The sequence below is a fragment of the Clostridium niameyense genome (genome assembly GCF_001243045.1).
Lineage (GTDB): Bacteria > Bacillota > Clostridia > Clostridiales > Clostridiaceae > Clostridium_F > Clostridium_F niameyense.
The window spans coordinates 2,139,761-2,159,509 of record NZ_LN849007.1 but is presented as its reverse complement, the minus strand read 5'-3'; the positions used below and the strand labels follow the sequence as shown (position 1 = coordinate 2,159,509).

18 protein-coding genes, 1 other RNA gene, 1 riboswitch and 1 other annotated feature are annotated in these 19,749 nt (G+C 26.3%); of the genes, 15 read left to right on the top strand and 4 right to left on the bottom strand.

Annotated elements, in window-relative coordinates:
* Nucleotides 1-15 precede the first annotated feature (15 nt).
* The 4 genes from rnr to BN1711_RS11015 all read left to right on the top strand — a co-directional run bounded on the left by rnr (nt 16) and on the right by BN1711_RS11015 (nt 4,060).
* Nucleotides 16-2,175 (top strand): ribonuclease R, encoded by a 2,160-nt coding sequence (gene rnr / locus BN1711_RS11030; RefSeq protein ID WP_050608204.1) that lies wholly within the window; start codon nt 16-18, stop codon nt 2,173-2,175.
* A 224-nt stretch (nt 2,176-2,399) separates the two neighbouring features.
* Complete coding sequence (gene surE / locus BN1711_RS11025) at nt 2,400-3,158, top strand: 5'/3'-nucleotidase SurE (RefSeq protein ID WP_050608203.1); 759 nt, start codon at nt 2,400-2,402, stop codon at nt 3,156-3,158.
* 86 nt (nt 3,159-3,244) lie between these two features.
* Entirely contained in the window at nt 3,245-3,715 is a 471-nt protein-coding gene (smpB, locus tag BN1711_RS11020; RefSeq protein ID WP_050608202.1) for an SsrA-binding protein SmpB, read from the top strand.
* A 51-nt stretch (nt 3,716-3,766) separates the two neighbouring features.
* Nucleotides 3,767-4,060, top strand: coding sequence for a nitrous oxide-stimulated promoter family protein (locus BN1711_RS11015; protein WP_082174116.1), 294 nt, complete (start codon nt 3,767-3,769; stop codon nt 4,058-4,060).
* A gap of 94 nt (nt 4,061-4,154) precedes the next feature.
* Here BN1711_RS11015 and BN1711_RS11010 read toward each other — a convergent pair whose 3' ends face one another.
* From BN1711_RS11010 to BN1711_RS10995, 4 genes are all read right to left on the bottom strand, one after another.
* Nucleotides 4,155-5,972 carry an ABC transporter ATP-binding protein gene (locus BN1711_RS11010; protein ID WP_050608201.1) on the bottom strand — a complete coding sequence of 606 codons (1,818 nt, stop codon included), beginning with the start codon at nt 5,970-5,972 and terminating at the stop codon, nt 4,155-4,157.
* Nucleotides 5,959-7,698: an ABC transporter ATP-binding protein gene (locus BN1711_RS11005; protein WP_050608200.1), complete on the bottom strand. Its 1,740-nt coding sequence runs from the start codon at nt 7,696-7,698 to the stop codon at nt 5,959-5,961. The genes BN1711_RS11010 and BN1711_RS11005 overlap by 14 nt, the downstream gene beginning before the upstream one ends.
* Nucleotides 7,699-7,736: 38 nt before the next feature.
* Nucleotides 7,737-8,165 (bottom strand): MarR family winged helix-turn-helix transcriptional regulator, encoded by a 429-nt coding sequence (locus BN1711_RS11000; RefSeq protein WP_050608199.1) that lies wholly within the window; start codon nt 8,163-8,165, stop codon nt 7,737-7,739.
* Nucleotides 8,166-8,384: 219 nt separating this feature from the next.
* Entirely contained in the window at nt 8,385-9,548 is a 1,164-nt protein-coding gene (locus tag BN1711_RS10995; RefSeq protein WP_050608198.1) for a dicarboxylate/amino acid:cation symporter, read from the bottom strand.
* Nucleotides 9,549-9,600: 52 nt separating this feature from the next.
* Nucleotides 9,601-9,850, bottom strand: a binding site (T-box leader).
* Nucleotides 9,851-10,138: 288 nt separating this feature from the next.
* On the opposite strand from BN1711_RS10995, the gene ssrA reads away from it, so the two are divergent.
* The 11 genes from ssrA (at nt 10,139) to BN1711_RS10945 (ending at nt 19,728) form a co-directional block, all read left to right on the top strand.
* Nucleotides 10,139-10,492: a transfer-messenger RNA gene (gene ssrA / locus BN1711_RS12340) on the top strand.
* A gap of 300 nt (nt 10,493-10,792) precedes the next feature.
* A complete protein-coding gene (locus BN1711_RS10990) occupies nt 10,793-11,068 on the top strand; it encodes a CD3324 family protein (RefSeq protein WP_050608197.1) in 276 nt (91 codons plus the stop codon).
* 257 nt (nt 11,069-11,325) lie between these two features.
* Nucleotides 11,326-12,123: an MBL fold metallo-hydrolase gene (locus BN1711_RS10985; RefSeq protein WP_050608196.1), complete on the top strand. Its 798-nt coding sequence runs from the start codon at nt 11,326-11,328 to the stop codon at nt 12,121-12,123.
* A 261-nt stretch (nt 12,124-12,384) separates the two neighbouring features.
* A riboswitch (purine riboswitch) is annotated at nt 12,385-12,486 on the top strand.
* Nucleotides 12,487-12,643: 157 nt separating this feature from the next.
* On the top strand, nt 12,644-13,945 hold the full coding sequence (locus tag BN1711_RS10980; RefSeq protein WP_050608195.1) for a nucleobase:cation symporter-2 family protein: 1,302 nt from the start codon (nt 12,644-12,646) through the stop codon (nt 13,943-13,945).
* A gap of 21 nt (nt 13,946-13,966) precedes the next feature.
* Nucleotides 13,967-14,539 carry a xanthine phosphoribosyltransferase gene (locus BN1711_RS10975; RefSeq protein WP_050608194.1) on the top strand — a complete coding sequence of 191 codons (573 nt, stop codon included), beginning with the start codon at nt 13,967-13,969 and terminating at the stop codon, nt 14,537-14,539.
* Between the two features lie 275 nt (nt 14,540-14,814).
* Complete coding sequence (locus BN1711_RS10970) at nt 14,815-15,510, top strand: response regulator transcription factor (protein ID WP_050608193.1); 696 nt, start codon at nt 14,815-14,817, stop codon at nt 15,508-15,510.
* A 129-nt stretch (nt 15,511-15,639) separates the two neighbouring features.
* Nucleotides 15,640-16,542: an ABC transporter ATP-binding protein gene (locus BN1711_RS10965; protein WP_050608192.1), complete on the top strand. Its 903-nt coding sequence runs from the start codon at nt 15,640-15,642 to the stop codon at nt 16,540-16,542.
* Nucleotide 16,543: 1 nt separating this feature from the next.
* Complete coding sequence (locus tag BN1711_RS10960) at nt 16,544-17,284, top strand: ABC transporter permease (protein ID WP_050608191.1); 741 nt, start codon at nt 16,544-16,546, stop codon at nt 17,282-17,284.
* Nucleotides 17,285-17,321: 37 nt separating this feature from the next.
* Nucleotides 17,322-18,014, top strand: a complete 693-nt coding sequence (locus BN1711_RS10955; RefSeq protein WP_050608190.1) for a hypothetical protein — start codon at nt 17,322-17,324, stop codon at nt 18,012-18,014.
* 57 nt (nt 18,015-18,071) lie between these two features.
* A complete protein-coding gene (locus BN1711_RS10950) occupies nt 18,072-18,995 on the top strand; it encodes an ABC transporter ATP-binding protein (RefSeq protein ID WP_050608189.1) in 924 nt (307 codons plus the stop codon).
* Nucleotides 18,988-19,728: an ABC transporter permease gene (locus BN1711_RS10945; RefSeq protein ID WP_050608188.1), complete on the top strand. Its 741-nt coding sequence runs from the start codon at nt 18,988-18,990 to the stop codon at nt 19,726-19,728. The genes BN1711_RS10950 and BN1711_RS10945 overlap by 8 nt, the downstream gene beginning before the upstream one ends.
* Nucleotides 19,729-19,749: the final 21 nt, after the last annotated feature.

The following is a 19,749-nucleotide window of genomic DNA, read 5'->3' as shown; positions in this document are numbered from 1 at the left end:
GGAGGTGTCTATCTTATGAATATAAGAGATAAAATATTTGATTTTATGAAAGAACAAGCATATAAACCCATGAATATGAAAGAGTTAAAAAGGGTTTTTGATGTAAGTAAAAATGAGGAAAAAGAATTTGAAGATGTGTTAAGATACATGGAAAAGGATGGGGACATAGTAAAGACAAGAACAGAACACTATGGTATACCATCGCGAATGGGACTTGTAGTTGGAAAACTTCAAGGACATCAAAAAGGATTCGGGTTTGTTATAGCAGAGGAAGAAAGAGAAGATATATTTATACCAGCTTCTAACATGAATGGAGCCATGCACAATGATAGAGTAGTTGTGAAAATACTTAAAGAAGAAGTTAGAAAAAGAAAATGTGAAGGTGAAATAATACGAATTCTTGATAGAGGAAATAAAACTGTTATAGGTATATATGAAGACAGTAAAAATTTTGGCTTTGTAATTCCAGACGATCAGAAGATATATCAAGATATATTTATACCAAAAAGTCAGAGACACGGGGCTAAAACTGGTCAAGTAGTAGTAGTGGAAATAACAGAATACCCAGAAAAGAGAAGAAATCCTGAGGGTAAAATTATAGAGATATTAGGATATAAGGAAGATAAGGGAGTAGATATCTTAACTATTATAAGAAAAAATAGACTCCCAGAAGAATTTTCACCAAAGGTAATAAATTATGCAGATAGCATACCAGATACAATACCACAGGAAGAATATGAAAGAAGAGAAGATTTAAGAGACTTAACTATAGTAACCATAGATGGTGAAGATGCAAAAGATTTAGATGATGCTATATCTTTAGAAAAATTACCTAATGGTAATTACTATCTGGGCGTTCATATAGCGGATGTATCTAATTATGTAAAAGAAAAGAATCCTTTAGATAAAGAAGCATTAAAGCGAGGAACTTCTGTATATCTTATAGATAGAGTAATCCCTATGTTACCTAAGAAATTATCGAATGGTATATGTAGTTTACATCCAAATGTAGATAGACTTACTTTAAGTTGTTTTATGGAAATAGATAAAAAGGGTAAAGTTATAGATCATAGAATAGTTGAAAGTATAATAAAAAGTACAGAGAGAATGACTTATGAAGCTGTAACAAAAATATTAAGAGATGAAGATGAGGAAACTATCAATAGATATAGTAACTTAGTAGATAACTTTAAACTTATGGAAGAACTTTGTGAAATTCTCTATGAAAAAAGGATGAGAAGGGGAGCTATAGACTTCGATTTTGAAGAATGTAAAATAATTTTAGACAAAAATGGTAAACCAATAGAAATAAAACCTTATGAAAGAGCAATTTCTAATAGAATAATAGAAGAATTTATGTTGGTTTGTAATGAAACAATAGCAGAGCATATGTATTGGGCTAATTTGCCTTTTGTTTATAGGACACATGAAGAACCAGATGAAGAAAAGTTAATGCATTTTAATGAATTTGCCCATAACTTAGGATATATTGTTAAATGGAATAATGATGTTCATCCTAAAATGTTACAAGGGATAATAGAAAAAGTAAAAGGAAAGAAAGAGGAAACTGTAGTAAGTACTTTGCTTCTTCGTTCTTTAAAACAAGCAAGATATTCTCCTGAATGTATAGGACATTTTGGATTAGCAGCAAGATATTATTGTCATTTTACATCACCTATAAGAAGATATCCAGACCTTATGATACACAGAATAATTAAAGAATATATTAATGGAAAAATAAATGATAAAAGGGTTAAAAGATTAGTAGCTGAAGTAGATATTGCATCAAAACAATCTTCAGAAATGGAAAGAGTAGCTCAAGATGCTGAAAGAGAAGTAGATGATTTAAAGAAAGCTGAGTATATGAGTGAAAGAATAGGAGAAGAGTTTGAAGGAATTATATCTTCTGTAACTAACTTTGGAATGTTTGTAGAATTACCTAATACTATAGAAGGTTTAGTTCATATGAGTAACCTATTAGACGATTATTATGTATATGATGAAAGACATTTAAGTTTAATAGGAGAAAAAAGTAAAAAAGTATACAGATTAGGTGATGAAGTAAGAATAAAGGTTTCAAAAGTAGATTTGAATAGTCATGAAGTTTATTTTGATCTTATTAAAGAAGATGATGAAAAAATTGAAGAAATAGAAGATAACGATACTAGTTTATAATAAATTTAAAGTTTATTTAAAAGAAACTCATTTTGAGTTTCTTTTTTATTGAATAAAAATAATTTTGTAGGTTATTCAATTATGTGTAGTTGATTTCTAATAATATTAAAATTAGACAGTAAATATATATAGTGATAAAATTAATAAAAATATATTAATATACTAATATTATAAGTAGATATTTTCAAATCTAGAAATAGAAATTTATAAAACGGAGGCAAAATATGAATATATTATTGACTAATGATGACGGAATAAATGCAGAGGGAATAAAAGTATTAGCTAAGTCATTATATAAATATCATAATGTTGTAGTAGTAGCGCCAATGGAACAAAGAAGTGCATCTAGTCATTCTATAACTATAAATGAATCTATAATAGTTAAAAAGGATAAAATAGAAGGACTAGATGTAGAGGCTTATAGTATAAGCGGAACACCTGCAGATTGTGTAAGGGTTGCTTTAGATAAGTTAGTTAAGGATAAAATAGATATAGTCATATCAGGAATAAATAGAGGAGTTAACATAGGAAATAGTATACTTTATTCAGGAACAGTTTCAGCAGCTATAGAAGGATCTATGTATGAATTACCTTCAATAGCGGTATCTACAGAAATAGTTAAAGGTAAACAAGAAGACTATCAAATAGCAGCTAAATATCTTTTGAAGATATTACAACAATCAAGTAAAAAATATTTAAGAAATGATGTAGTTTTAAATTTAAATATACCTTATTGTAAGGAGGAAGACATAAAGGGGATAAAAATATGCAAGATAGGCAATAAGGTTTATAACAGTTATTTTGTAGAGGATGACTTTGTAGGTAATAATAGAGCATATAAATTAACTGGAAATATAAATGAGGATATTTCAGAAGATACAGATGTATATTATATAAGAAATAAATATGTTACATTAACACCATTACATTATGATTTAACTAATTTTAATATATTGTCTGAAATGACTAAGATATTGAAATAGCTTACTTTTAATTTGAATTTAATAATAAAAAATGATATACTATAAACTACTATTTTGTTTAAGTATATCCATTAGGTGGTGAATTTATGGCTAAATCAAAGGGAACAAAATCCCTTGCAGAAAATAGAAAAGCAAGGCATGATTATTTTATAGAAGAAAAATATGAAGCAGGAATAGAGTTAGTAGGAACGGAAGTAAAGTCTATAAGAGCAGGAAAAGCTAATTTAAAGGATAGTTATGGAGAAATTAGAAATGGTGAAATTTTCATTAGAAATATGCATATAAGTCCTTATGAACAAGGAAATATATTTAATAAAGATCCATTAAGGGATAGAAAATTATTACTTCATAAAGCAGAAATAAGTAAATTATTAGGCTTTACAACTCAAAAAGGTTATACATTGATACCATTATCTTTATATTTAAAAAATGGCAGAGTTAAAGTATGTTTAGCTGTAGCTAAGGGTAAGAAAAATTATGATAAGAGAGATGCTTTAATTGAAAAGGCTGCTAAAAGAGAAATAGAAAGACAAGTTAAAGAAAGAATGAGATACTAATATAATTATTTTCATTAATATATTTTTTAAATTTGTTATGGGGATGATTTTTTGGGCAAAGTAGAAAAGGAAAAAAATATAGTAGAGCTTATGATAAAAATTTACTGTAGAAAAAATCATGGCTGTAAGGACAAACTTTGTCCACAATGTGAACAACTTAAAGAATACGCTCATCTAAGACTTTCAAACTGTAAGTTTGGAGATAAAAAGAGTAGTTGTAAAAAGTGTCCTATTCATTGTTATAAAAAGGATATGAAAGAAAAAATTAAGAAAGTTATGAGATTTTCAGGTCCAAGACTTTTAATATATAATCCCATAGCAGTAATTAAACATTTATTTTATTAATTAAATTGATTTAAAATCCATAAAGATTATAAAAAAGTTTGCACAATAAATATTTATTGTGCAAACTTTTTTATAAATAAAATATATATGTTTTTTAATTAGAAAATTGACTATTATAAAGATCTGCATAAAACCCATTTTTATTCATTAATTCATCATGAGTACCTTGTTCAATAACATCACCATGATTCATCACTAATATTAAATCTGCATTTTTAATTGTGGACAATCTATGAGCAATTACAAAATTAGTTCTTCCTTCCATAAGTTTTGTCATGGCATTTTGAATATAAGCTTCTGTTCTTGTATCTACAGAACTTGTGGCTTCATCTAATATTAAAACTTTTGGGTTAGCAAGAATAGCCCTTGCAATAGTTAATAATTGTTTTTGTCCCTGAGAAATATTAGAAGCTTCTTCATTTAATACAGTATCATAACCATCTGGTAAAGTTCTTATAAAATAATCTGCATGAGCAGTTTTAGCAGCTTCTACAACTTCTTCAAAAGTAGCATTTTCTTTTCCATAGGCTATATTATCTTTTATACTTCCATTAAATAACCAAGTATCTTGAAGTACCATACCAAACATACTTCTTAAATATTTTCGGCTGAAGTTTTTTATATTTATTCCATCAAACATGATTTCTCCATCATTTATTTCATAAAATCTCATTAATAGATTTATCAAAGTAGTTTTACCTGCTCCAGTTGGACCTACAATTGCAACAGTTTCCCCTTTTCTTGCAGATACATTCATATCTTTCATTAATAAATTTTCTTTGTTATATCCAAATTTAACATTCTTAAACTCTACATTCCCATTGGGATAGTTTAATTCAATAGGGTTATCAGGATCTTTAATTACTTCTTCTTTATCTAATATTTCGAAAACTCTTTCAGCGGAGGCCATAGTAGATTGAAGGATATTTGCTATATTCGCAGTCTGATTAACATTTTGAGTAAACTGTCTTGAATATTGAATAAAGGTCTGAATATATCCTACACTTAATTTTCTCTTAGTAACTAATATACCACCAACAACAGCAATAATAACGTAGGCAATATTATTTATAAAATTCATTAAAGGCATTATAAGTCCTGACATAAATTGAGCTTTCCAAGATGATTCATAAAGTTTATTATTTATTTCATCAAACTCTTCAATAGCTTTTTTATCACGATTAAAAGCTTTTATAACAGTGTGACCTGTGTATATCTCTTCTATATGACCGTTAAGTTCACCTAATTCCTTCTGTTGAGAAGTGAAAAAACTTTGAGATTTTTTTATAATAGGTCTAGTTGCTATAATACAAAGTGGGATAGTTAAAATGCATATTAATGTTAACATAGGACTAATAGTTAACATCATTATAATTATACCTATCATAGTTATAATGGCATTTATAATTTGAGTTAAGCTTTGCTGTAGAGTACCACTTATGTTATCAATATCATTAGTAGTTCTACTTAAAATATCTCCTTTTGAATTAGAGTCAAAATATTTTATTGGCAATTTATTTAATTTATCATTAATATCTTTTCTCATATTTTTTACAGTATTTTGGGCAACGCTGGCCATTATATATTGTTGTAAATATAAAAAACAAGAACTTAAAATATAAAAACCTAACAATAATAATATATAATTTGTTAATTTAGTGAAATTTATAGATGCATTAGGAATTCCTTTAAATTTCAGAATCATTCCTTCAAGTATTACATTTATAGTATCCCCCAGTAACTTTGGACTAAAAACAGTAAAGGCTGTGCTTAATATAGTCATTATAATTACAGAAATTATTTTAAATTTATAAGGGCTTAAATAGTTTAAAAGTCTTATAGAAGTTTTTTTGAAATTTTTAGCTTTTTCAACTCCTATGGGAACTTTATTTATATTTTTATTTATACTCATTTTTAAGTTCCTCCTCTGAAAGTTGTGATGAAGCAATTTCACTGTAAATAGGGCAGGTTTTAAGCAACTCATTATGAGTACCCATTCCAACTATATTTCCATTATCTAATACTAAAATTCTATCTGCATCTATTATAGTGCTTATTCTTTGAGCTACGATTATTACAGCAGAATTTTTAGTTTCATTTTTTAATGCTGCTCTAAGCTTTGCATCAGTTTTAAAATCAAGGGCTGAAAAACTATCATCAAATAAATAAATTTCAGGTTTTTTAATCAAGGCCCTTGCTATAGATAAACGTTGTTTTTGTCCTCCAGAAAAGTTTTTTCCACCTTGCTCTACTAAAGAATTAAATTCATTATCTTTTTCAAGTATAAAATCATAGCATTGAGCTATTTTAGTTGCATGTATTAAATCATCTTTAGTTGCAGCTTCATTTCCAAATTTTAAGTTATCTTCAATAGTTCCTGAAAAAAGTATAGCCTTTTGTGGAATAAGTCCAATTTTATCCCTAAGGCATTTTTGAGTTATATTTTTTAAATTTATTCCATCTATTAATATTTCACCTTTAGATACATCATAAAATCTAGTTATTAAATTTAATATGGTAGATTTTCCAGAACCAGTTCCACCAATTATAGCAGTAATTTCACCAGGATTGCTTTTAAAAGAAATATTATTTAGAGCTGGATTTTCAGCGCCAGGATAAAAGTAAGATACATTTTTAAATTCAATAAATCCTTTCTTACTATTTTCTTTAGAGGGAGTTTCAGGATCTACTATTTCAGTTTCTGTATTTAATACTTCACTTATTCTATCTGCAGAAGCAGAGGCTCTAGGTATCATAACAAATAGCATACTAACCATTATAAGTGAGAACATTATTTGCATTACATATTGTAGAAATGCCATTAAATTTCCTATTTCCATAACACCTGAATTTATTCTTTTAGCACCAAACCAAAGAATGGCTACAGAAGTTAAATTTAATATAAGCATTAAAAGGGGCATTAATAGAGCAAATAATTTATTTACTTTTATAGCGTTATTTGCGAAGTCTTCATTGGCTAAATTAAATCTATTTTTTTCAAAGTCTTGTTTATTAAAAGCCCTGATAACTCTAATACCGGTAAGATTTTCCCTTAAAACTTTATTTATTTTATCAAGTTTTACTTGCATTGCCTTAAACATAGGCATTCCTTTTTTACCTATAATTAATATAGACAATATAACTACAGGCATGGATACTAAAATAATTAAAGATAGATGTTTATCAACAGATACTGCCATTATAACTCCCCCTATAAACATGAGAGGGGCAGTTACCATCATTCTAAGTATCATAAGTAAGACCATTTGTATTTGATTAACATCATTTGTTGTTCTTGTAATAAGGGAAGCTGTACCTAATGTATCAATTTCATTTAGGGAAAAGCTTTCTGTTTTAACAAATATTTTTCTTCTTAAATCTTTTCCAAATCCCATGGAAACTTTTGAAGATAAAAAACTTGCAAATATTGTGCATGCACTTCCGATAAAAGCTACGGCTATCATAATTCCACCAATTTTAAGTATATAATTAACATCTTTTCTTATGATTCCGTTATTAACTATATCTGATAATAATGTAGGTAAATATAATTGAGACATAGTTTGTATAAAAAGTAGTATTAATACTAAAATCAGATATTTAACGTAGGGTTTTAGGTGCTTAAGTATATTTAACATTTTTTCACTCCTCAAATAAAAAATATTTATAAATATTTTTATAGATTATTTTCAAGATTTAATTTAATTTTATTTAGTAAATAAATTAAATTATTTTTTTCTTCTTCACTAAAGTTTAAAAGACTTAAATTTTCCATGTTTTTAACTATAATTTTAATTTTTTCACAAGCATTTAGGCCATCATTTGTTAAAAAAATTCTAGATGTTCTAAGATCAGTTTTATCAATAACTTTATAAATCATACCTGCTTTGGTTAATCTTTGAACCATTACTGTTATAGTTGACGGTTTTATATTTAATTTTTTTGATAGTTCTTTTTGTATAATTCCATCTTTTTTATATAAAGTCATTAAAAATTCAACTTGACCTGGATGAATTCCGTATTCAGCTAAAGCTTTATTAGCGGTTAAAAAATGTAGTTTTACAACATTTCCAAATAGCTTTTGGAAAGAAGAACATTTATCCATAATAAAAAATCCTTTCTTTTTAAATTTAATTAGGCGACTAAGTATTTTATAATTTTAATACTTAAAACACCAAAAGGCAAGTTATGAATCTGTAAAATTAATATATAAAAGTTCAAATATTTTTTACAAAGCATCAAAAGGCATTTTATTAAATTAAATATAAAAATGGAGTATCTCAACATATTTTGAGATACTCCATTTTAAAAGTTAATAATAATTTTATAAGTTTTTTCTTTTTGCAAGTCCCGTAAGCATAAGTGCAATAGCACCATCACCAGTTATATTACATGCTGTTCCAAAACTGTCTTGAAGTGCAAAAATAGTTAATATTAAAGCTGTACCAGATTCATTAAATGCAAGAACACTTATGATAAGACCTAAGGATGCCATTACTGTACCTCCAGGAACCCCAGGTGCACCGATTGCAAATACTCCAAGTAATATTATAAAAAGTAACATATTAGACAGAGTAGGCAAATGACCATATAAAATTTGAGATACAGTCATTACAAAGAATACCTCTGTTAATACAGAACCGCATAAATGAATATTTGAACATAAAGGTATAGCAAAGTCTACAATATCACCTCTAAGAATTTTTGATTTTTTAGCACATTTTAAAGCTACAGGTAAAGTTGCGGCACTAGACATTGTTCCTACAGCTGTAAGATATGCAGGTCCATAATGTCTTAGAACTTCCATTGGATTTTCTTTAGAAATAATCCATCCAACAAGATAAAGTAGAGTTAACCAAATAAAATGACCAATTAAAACTATAACTATAACTTTTAAGAAAACAGGAACTTGTTTAGTTATTGCACCTTCATAGGCTAAACTGGCAAAAGTTGTAGCTATAAAGAAAGGCAATATAGGAATTATTACTCTATTTACTATACTTAAAACTATATTTTGAAATTGATCTAATATTTTTTCTATTAAATCTGAATTAGTCCAACCAGTAGCTAACCCTATTAGTAAAGATAAAGCTAAAGCACTCATAACACTCATTATAGGCGGAATGTCTAATTTAAATATTAGTTCTGGTAGTTTTTTTAATCCTTCAGCATTAGATGCAATAGAGAGTTTTGGAATTAAAGTATAACCAGCAATCATAGATAAAAATGCAGCTCCAACAGATGATATATAAGCTATAAATATGCTCATACCTAAAAATTTACTAGCATTGTGCTTTAATTTAGCTATAGAAGGAGTTATAAAACCTAATATTATTAGTGGTACAGCAAAGAAGATTACTTGTCCTAAAACATATTTTATAGTTACTGCTATACCTATGGAAGATTTGGAGGCGTAAGAACCAAATAACACGCCTATAAATACACCTAGGGCTAGTTTAAAAATTAAATTGTTAAATAATTTCTTCATAAATATTTCTCCTTTAAATGAATTTTAAAAATAAAAAAACTCCTAGCCTCCTATCAGAGGCAGAAGTATGTTCCGCGGTTCCACTCTGTTTATATACAAAATAATTAATGTATATAACTCTTAAAATATCGGGTACTATCATACCCTAACGCTGTAACGTGCGTTCACGCTAAAATCTACTTAATTCGAAAAAGGGCTCCTAGAGGCACTTCTGATAACTTTGCCTTAAAGTCCCTTACAGCCAGGGGAGACTTCTCTCTTAAAGGTTTCATTAACGTACTTTCTCTAATCATAGCTTTTAATTTTTAATAAAATTTGATGATTTAATATTTGAATAAATTATAAATAATATATGAGTAGGTGTCAATAGGAATATTTAAAGATTAACTTAAATTTATAAATTACATATTTTAGTATATACTATAAGTAAAATAATATGTTTATATTATATGATTAAAAAGCGTATTTGTGATCATGTTATAAAAAATAATCAATAAATTACATTAAATGCAATTTGACATTTAATATTCTATATTGTAAACTATATTTACTGAAAAATTAAATAAGTTTGCGCATACTCATATTAATATGGGGGCGTAATGGTTTCGACGGGGGCAAGTTGTCCTTGAGAAGCGAGTCGAAGGTTTCCTGGACCTGCGTTAAAAAACTGGGAACTAAATATAATCGCAAACGATAATTTTGCATTAGCTGCCTAATAGTTGCAGCTCGTCAGCCTAAGAGTCCCACGACTTAGGGTCTGGCGTCGACAGTGGGGTACCGAGCCTTACAAAGCTTTGAGTAAGAAACGGAATAAATGAAGCTACTGAATCTAAGAGCCTGTTTACCGGCGCTTAGAGGAGGGAATGTAAAAAGGTAAACTGCACTCGGAGATGCTCAAGGGTTACTGCTTTCGGACAGGGGTTCGATTCCCCTCGCTTCCACCAAATAAAATCCACGACAAATTTGTCGTGGATTTTCCCGTTAAACAAGATAAATAAATTTACAATATAATGGGGAAGATTGAGTATAATTGATAATAAAATCATTAAATAATATAATATAAAATAAAAAGGAAGTGAGTTTATAATGTCACGTCGCAAAAAAGTTAGCTCCATGCAAAGATTATAGTATATGAAAAACTTTTGTTTGGAGCAAATCGAATATATAAATATTGAGTTTTTCATATTTTAATTAATCTTTGCATCTTCATTTATGTATTAAATGTAGATTGGAGCGAAGAATTTATGAAGTATGAAAAAGCACAAAACATATTACCACAACATATAATTGAAATAATCCAGAATTATATGGATGGAGGATATATTTACATACCTAGAAAAAATGAAAATAGAAAATCTTGGGGAGAAAATACTGAAACAAAAATATATCTTAAAGTACGAGATAAAGAAATATTTAATAAATATTCCTCAGGAGTATCTGTTAAAATCCTATCTGAAGAATATTTTCTAACAGAAGGAAGTATTAGGAGGATAATAAGAAATCAAAGAAATTATGATTAATATAAAAGGCATATTTTCACAGTTATTGCTATGAAAATATGCCTTGATTTTTTATTTTCTATACCTATAATAATTGTTTCTATATTTTTATATTAGTTTGTATATGCTACCTATTGTTTAGAATATTTTATGTAATTATAAACATTACAGATTTATTTATGAACTTGGTTTGTAGGTTTCAAGGAGTTATTATTTATTAAGGACATATAAAGAGAGGAATAATTCGTGAGTATTTTAATAATCAGGAGGTAGTAGATATGAACAAAGAAATGATAAAGCTCCCAGAAGAATTATTTGATCATACTCCTTTGGAGCCCATAAAAGTTTTTGATAATTTATACTGTATTGGTACTCGAAGTGTTGCTGTATGGGTTATAAAAACATCTGAAGGAATTATTTTAATTGATTCCATGTGGAGTAATGGGGATGCACAATTAATTATTAATGATATGAAAAAGTTGAATTTAAATCCACATGAAATTAAATATATTATTATTACACATGGACATAGAGATCATTATGGCGGGGCGCAATTTATTAAAGATAATTATAAAGCAAAGATAATAATGAGTGAAACAGATTATAATTTTATGAATGCATCAAATTCTAGAGAAAATAGATATAAATCACCGAGTTGTTCAGTTGACATTATAATAAAAGATGGAGAAAAAATACAATTAGGGCATACTACAGTAACTATTGTAGAGACACCTGGTCATACTCCAGGATGTGTGTCTTTGATTTTTCCTGTTAAACAACATGGAAAAATTTATAATGTAGCCCAATGGGGGGGACTTGGTATACCAAATAATTTAGAAGAAAAAATAAAATATAGAAAATCAATTGATTATTTTGAAAAACATACTCAAGAACAAAAGGTAAGTGTTGAAATTACAGCTCATTTGTTTTGTGAAAATGGATATTCAAAATTAGAGTCTGTAAGAAATAATAAAGCTAACCCTTTTATAATAGGTGAAATAGGCATGAAAAGTTACTTTAATAATTTGCGTAAGGAAGTAGATTATAGTATATCAAAACAAATGGTAGAAGAATAATTATAATTAAACTTTTAAAATTACTGTGAAGTTACGTAATTATGAAAAATATATAATAAATAAAAAAGTATTAATGAGATTTTAGCTTATTAATACTTTTTTATTTTAATTGGTTTGTATCAAATTTATAAAGTTATAATATAGTTGAGCGTATAAAAAGGTTTACATAGAAAAAATATCATATTTATAAATAAATTTAAAGAAAAACCATGTAAGTATACTTATTAATAATACAAATATATGATATAATATTACAAAATAATATAAAATAATGTGAAAGCTCGTATAGTATCGGAAATATGGTCCGAGAGTATCTACCTACTAACCATAAATTAGTGGACTACGGGGTATTGTGTATTTATTAAATAGATATAAACTATATTAATTATTATAAATACAACACCTCACTTAAATTTGAGGTGTTTTTAATTTATAAAAAAATTTCTCTATTTAAGTACTTAATATCTTGCAGTATAGAATAAGATTTAGAGCTTTAAAAAGAGAAGGGAAAGTAGTAAAAATGAAAAAAAATGAAAGGGATATGCAGTTAATATATGGGGTTAATGATAAGCCACAAATATTAATGCAGGTTTTATTAGCATTACAACATATTTTCGCTGCTTTTGGTGGAATAATTGTTGTTCCTATTGTTCTTTCTTCTGCCTTAGGGCTTGATGCAAAAACATCTACGATTTTAATTAGTAGTACAATTTTAGCTGCAGGAATAGCTACTTTTATTCAATCAAGGGGATTTGGCCCTATAGGAGCACGAGTCGCTTGTGTCATGGGAACAGATTTTACATTTGTTGCACCGGCAATTGTAGTAGGGACAAAATTTGGACTAGCAGGTATTTTTGGAGCAACAATTCTAGGAGCTAGTATAGTAATTATTTTAAGTTTTTTTGTTAAACCCTTAATGAAGTTATTTCCACCAATTGTAACAGGAACTGTGGTATGCTTAATTGGATTAACGCTATTACCAGTTTCTATAGACTGGGCTGCTGGTGGAGTTGGAGCATCTAATTATGGTAGCCTAAAAAACATTGCTATTGCTTTATTTATAATGATATTTACATTAATGCTAAATCATTACGGAAAAGGCCTATTAAGTAGTGCCTCAATTTTAATTGGTATGGTATTAGGATATATAATTTGCATTCCTTTAGGAATGGTAGATTTCTCATCTGTGAGAGAAGCTAGTTGGCTATCCTTTCCACAAATTTGGAGTTACGGTATTAAGTTTAATTTAGAGGCGGTACTACCTTTTATTCCTGCTTACTTTGTTACTATCATTGGAACAGTAGGATGCCTTAAGGCTATTACAGAAGTTTCCGGAATTGAAGAACAAGAAAAGCCTATAGCATCAGGAGTATTGTCTGACGGAGTAGGAAGCCTAATAGCTGGTATTTTTGGAGCATTACCTAATACATCTTTTAGTCAAAACATTGGATTAATTCCTTTAACAAAAGTTGCTAGTCGTTATGTAACAATGATGGCGGGAATATTATTAGTGATTTTAGGATTATTTCCTAAGTTTGCAGCGTTAATTAACATAATGCCACAACCTGTATTAGGGGGTGTAGGTATTGTGATGTTTGGAACAGTTGCAGCAGCAGGAATTCAAACTTTAAGTAGTGTAAAATTAAATAATCGTAATATGTTAATAATAGCTACATCTATTGGATTAGGATTAGGTGTTACTTTTCGTCCAGAGTTTATAAGTAAATTACCAGAAGCTTTCAAGATGATTTTTTCTTCAGGAATTTCTACGGGAACTATAGTAGCATTGTTACTTAATTTAATACTAACAGAAAAAGAATAAGAAAATTTATGAGGTGATATAATGGAAAAGTTACAAAAGCGTATTTTAGAGGATGGACGTGCATTATCAGAAACAGTATTAAAAGTTGATTCTTTTTTAAATCATCAAGTAGACCCAGAATTAATGTATGAAATGGGTACTTATTTTAAAAATTATTTTAAAGAACACAATGTTACAAAGATATTTACAATAGAAAGTTCAGGAATTGCTCCAACTGTTATGACAGCAATTCAAATGAATTTACCTATGGTAACATTAAAAAAACAAACTTCAAAAATTTTAAGTGGTGAAGTTTATCAAACAACAGTACATTCTTTTACAAAGGGATCAGACTATGAATTAACATTATCTAAAAAATATATTAGTGAGGAAGATAATATATTAATTATAGATGACTTTTTAGCAAATGGAGAAGCAGCTTTAGGAGCAGCTAGATTAGTTGAAGAAGCGGGAGCTAAAGTTGCAGGAATAGGAATTGTTATAGAGAAATCTTTTCAACCTGGTCGTAATAAATTAGAAAATCTAGGATATGATGTATATTCCTTAGCACGTATAGATAAGCTTGGAAAAGATTTAATTGAGTTTGTAAAATAGATAATAAAATAAAAAATTTTAATTAAAGATTTTTAATTAAAATATTTTGAGATATTGGTATAATATTTTTATAGGTATTATGCCAATATTTTTTTGTATAAAAATATAGAAATTTATTTATTAGAATTAAAGAATAAAAAACATAAAATAGTAGCTTTTATATATAATTTTATAAAATAACTATAGAAATAAATTATAGAATTTATAAAAAAATAAAATAAAAGGGGTGTTAATTTTAATAAGAATATATTTTTAATTCTTATTAAATCTTATTTATGGATAAAAATATTAATATATTAGTAGTAGAAGATGATAACGACATAAATACAATGCTTACTAAATTAATGAAAAAAAATAATTATAATGTTGTACAAGCATATTCCGGTACAGAAGCTATGCTCCATATTAAAAATGATGAATTTCATTTGATTTTGCTTGATTTGATGCTACCTGGTATTACAGGGGAAGAACTTATACAAAATATAAGGAAAACTGAGGAAATGCCTATAATTATTATCTCAGCTAAAGTTGATAAAAATGATAAAATTAATTTATTGAAGTTAGGTGCAGATGACTATATTACTAAACCTTTTGATATAGAGGAATTATTTGCTAGAGTTTATTCAAATATAAGAAGATATATTAAATTTAATAGTAACAAGCAATTAAAAAATAATTTAATTTATAAAGATATAAATTTGAATAAAGATACTAAAGAAGTTTATGTAAATAATAAAAAAATAATTGTTACTGTAAAAGAATTTTTAATACTAGAACTACTTTTAAGTTATCCTAAGAAGATTTTTTCTAAAGAAAATTTATTTGAAAGTGTTTGGAGAGAAGAATATTTTGGGGATGATAATACAGTAAATGTTCATATGAGCAATTTAAGAAATAAATTACATAAAGCTAATCCTAACGAAGAATATATAGAAACTATATGGGGAATGGGTTACAAATTAAAAGAATAGATAATTTTTTATAAAAATAGATATTAAACTTAAAGAATGTATTTAAGGTTTTCTTAAGGATTTCTTTAAGTTTTTTTATGTTACCAATTATAAAATAATCTCAGAGTTGAAAATAAGGAGAGATTATTTATGAGAGAATTTTTAAAAATTAGTAATGTTACTAAAACCTACAGAGAACAAATTGTATTAAATAAGGTTAATTTATCCATAAATCAAGGAGAAATTATAGGTCTTGTAGGACCTAATGGAGCAGGAAAAACTACTTTAATGAAGATTATTGCAAGACTTATAAAAAAATATGATGGAGATGTTTATATAAATAATGAAAATATAAAAACAAATAAAAAATATGATACAAAACAAATAGGATGTGTAATTGAAACTCCAGGATTTTATCCAGAATTAACAGGTTATGAAAATTTATTATTTTTTTCAGAAATATCTGGATTAAAAGATAAAGATGAACTAAATGAAATAATAGATAGACTGGGTATAAGAGAGTATATAAATAAAAAAGCAAAAAATTATTCTTTAGGAATGAAACAAAGATTGGGAGTGGCTCAAGCAGTTTTGTCTTATCCAAAAGTATTAATATTAGATGAACCTACTAATGGATTAGATCCAGCTATAGTACCTCAATTAAGAGAATTCATAAAATATATAGCAAGGGAAAAGAAAACCGCTATACTTATATCCAGTCATATTCTTTCAGAAATAGAATTGATTTGTGACAAAGTTGCATTCATACAAAAAGGAAAAATAATTAAATTTGAAAGTTTGAAAAAAGAAAATAAAGACACAATTAATATGGCTTTTGTAACAAGTAAATTAGAGGAATTAAAAATATTTTTTAATAAGAAAAATTATAATTATAAAATATTGGGTGAGGATAAACTACAACTTGAAATAAACCCTAAAAATTTAGATGATTTGGTTTTAAATATAGGTAGAGAAAATATACCTCTTAGGGGAGTGTATGAGGTAAAAGAAAGTTTAGAAGAAAAATATTTAAAAACTATGGAGGAAAAATAAAATGAGTAGATTATTAAAAATATCTTGGTTTAATGTTAAAAATATTATTAATTCAAAAAAATTTTTATTAGGAGTGTCTTTAGCTTTTGTTTATTCTCTATTATGGATTTTATTAGTTCATCCATCAAAATACACTCTTTTAGGTTATTCCTTTGAAATTGGGCGCTTTTTATATGTGATTATATTATATTCAACAGTTTCAATGCTTAGAGATGATATAAAATCTAATTCATCAAAAACAGTTTTTAGTGGAATTTTTAGTAGAGTAGAAATAATGTTATCTAAAGGAATTGGTTTGTTAATTTTAGGAGTTTTATTTTTTTTAATAGTAGAGATAAATAATTTATTAGCAGCTTTTATATTGTATAAAAATATAGGAATTTCAGGATTTTTAAATTTTGATCATTTACAATTATTTATTGTTTATGTTGTAATAACATTTTGCATGGGAAGTATAATGCTGTTTATAATTTCTATAAAATTTAATGATAAAAAATCTATTTTATTTTATATATTAATGTTTAGCATGATAAATTTTTATACATCCGCAATAGTAATGCTTGTTCATAGAAAACCAGAATTTGCAGAAAGATTTTCCCTTTATATGAAAACACCTTTTTATAGTTCTATGGAATTAACTCAAGGATATTTTAATAAGAATTCATTAATTATAAATATAGTTTGGGCATTAATATTTTTTATAGCATCTATTATTATTATGAATAGAAGGGAAATAAAATAAATAAGTTATTATGCTATATATCAAAAGGAGAATATTTATGGAAAGAATTTTATCTATTATAGGTTTAGAAATAAACAAAAAAGGTTTTTTAAAAAAATTAATACTTTCTTTAATAATTATAATGGGAATTTTATTTTTAAGTATAATTATTACAAAAGAAAAAATTAACACGGTTCCTGCAATGCTTTTAAAGGTAATTTCTTATGTTATTTTAGCAAATTATAGTGTTTCATTAACTGAAGAATTTACTAATAAAACAGATAAAATAATATTTACAGGTATATTTACAAGAAGTGAAATTATGACTTCTAAATTAATAAAGTTTATATACATAAATATAATAAGTTTTATATTTTATGAAATAACTTTAATTTTATCTAATAGTTTTAATAAAGAAGTATTTTTAAATAATTTTTATGCTTTTATTATTTATGCATTTACTTTAGGATCTTTTATATTATTAGTTTCATCCATTACGTCTAGTACAATAATTACAGGGGTTATCTCCTATATATTATATTTTGATTTAACATTAATCATGTTAAGTCAAGCTTTAATATTTATAAAAAGCCAATTAATCAGAAATATTATAGAAAATTCACCTTTTTATATAGTTAATACAGGTTTTTATTTAGGTAATTATACTGGGAAGCAATCTATACTAATGATAATTTATGGATTAATATTTTTATCAATGTATTGTGCTATAATTAATAAAAAAGATATATAACATTTGCTTATAGAGTTAATAAACAATAACTATAATGCTTTGGAGGAAATTTATATTATGGCAGATGAGGTATTAAAGCTAATTAATGCTACCAAAAAAATTAAAGATATAAATATACTTGATAATATTAATATGAATATAAAAAAAGGACAAATTTATGGACTTATAGGTTTGAATGGAGCGGGAAAAAGTAGTTTATTAAAAGTAATATCAGGGCTTTATAAGATAGATAGTGGTAGCATTGAAATTTTTGGAGAATATGAAGAGGAAAAAATAGGGCAAGGTAGAAGTAGAATGGGTGTAGTTATAGAAAATCCAGCTCTTTATGAAAATAAGACTGTTTATGAAAATATATATATTAATAAAATTCAAAAGGGTATACCAGGGAATGATTGTATAGAGGAAGCTCTAAAAAAAGTTCAATTAAAAAATGTGAATGATAAAAAAGTAAAATTTTTATCTTTAGGAAATAAACAAAGATTATCTATAGCTATGACATTACTTGGAGAACCAGAATTTTTAATTTTGGATGAGCCAATTAATGGGTTAGATCCTAGAGGAATAATAAAACTGAGGGAATTATTAAAGAAAATAAATATAGAGTATGGGGTAACTATACTTATATCTAGTCATATATTAGGTGAACTTTACCATATCGCAAATTATTATGGCATAATTCATGATGGGAAATTAATAGAAGAAATATCTTTAGATGAGTTAAAGAGCAGAACAAAAAAATTTATTCATATTAAAACAGGTGATACTGGTAAGGCCGCAGTAGTGATAAATAAAAAGTTAAATACTTTAAATTTTGATGTTTTACCTAATAATGTAATAAAATTATACGATTATATAGATGAAACAGAAAAAGTTATAGAAATACTTGTAAAAGAAGGGGTAACTGTAAAAGAAATTATGCCTAAAGGGGAAGATTTGGAGGCATATTTTTCTAAAGTTATAGGGAGATTTAAGAATGCTTAATTTATTAAAGGCTGAATGTTATAAATTAAAAAAATCTAAAATGTTGTATTTTTTTATAGCACTAACTATTCTTCAATTAGGAGTAATTTATATTTTTTCACCAAATTTAAAATCTAAACAAGGGGAAGAGGCTTTATCATATATATTTCTTATGCAAGGTTCTTTAGGAAATAATATACTTGTAGGAATTTTTGCTGTAGATTTTATAGTTACAGAATTTACTTCTGGATATATTAAAAATTTAATATCTTATGGACATAAAAGAAAAGATATTTTTTTATCGAAATCTATAGCATATTATATCGGAGTATTAGCAATTCAGTTTTCTTCCATTTTAATTATGATACTTTTAGATATATTAATTAATGGTAATAGTAAGTTTATTTATTTCAATTCTTTAGCATCTTTAGTAGTAAAATTATTAATTATATTATTGATATATATTAGTTTGGCAAGTATTATTGTTTTAGCAGCTTTTTTATCTAAAAATTATATAACTATCGGTATTGTTATTGCTTTAGATTTTTTAAATAGAGTTTTAAATGTGATTAATGTACAAAAACCTTATCTTAATTATATATTTAATAAACTCATATTTTTTCAAATTAATGTTGTATCAATTGATAAGGTTACTTATAATCAGTATTTTCAAGCTATTATAATAGCATTAGTAACTTTAATAATAAATACTTTATTAACAAATTATATATTTAATAAGTCTGATATTAAATAGTTTTTATATAGGTAAATAAGT